Annotated in this window: 1 protein-coding gene; it reads left to right on the forward strand. The window is 41.7% G+C overall.

From position 1 onward, the window contains the following. Positions 1-393: IS1634 family transposase (locus tag ATH1_RS19910; RefSeq protein ID WP_010424833.1), on the forward strand; the 393-nt coding region annotated here is incomplete at both ends.

The raw sequence follows: 393 nt of genomic DNA on the forward strand, positions 1-393 counted from the left end.
TAACAGTTTATACAAGCAAAAAACGGCTATCGAAAAAGGACTTTCTGTCAAAACCAATGAATTGTTCGACTTGCAGGACAAAATAATTTTTTACGACCTTACCAATACCTATTTTGAGGGCAGGAAAGCAGGCAGTAAAATAGCGCGCTATGGGCGAAGCAAAGAAAAACGCAGTGATGCAAAACTTGTGGCCATGGCTGCTGTTATCAACGCCGAAGGCTTTCTGAAATACAGCCGGATATACCAGGGTAACATCAGCGACAACAAAACACTGGACAAAACTATATCGGAACTTTCGGCACACACTTCGCAAACGGACAGAAAACCTGTAATTGTCATGGATGCAGGTATAATGACCGAAGACAACGCAAAAATGTTAAAACAGCAGGGATA

Origin of the sequence: Anaerophaga thermohalophila DSM 12881, from assembly GCF_000191885.1 — a bacterium.
GTDB classification, from domain to species: Bacteria; Bacteroidota; Bacteroidia; order Bacteroidales; family Marinilabiliaceae; genus Anaerophaga; species Anaerophaga thermohalophila.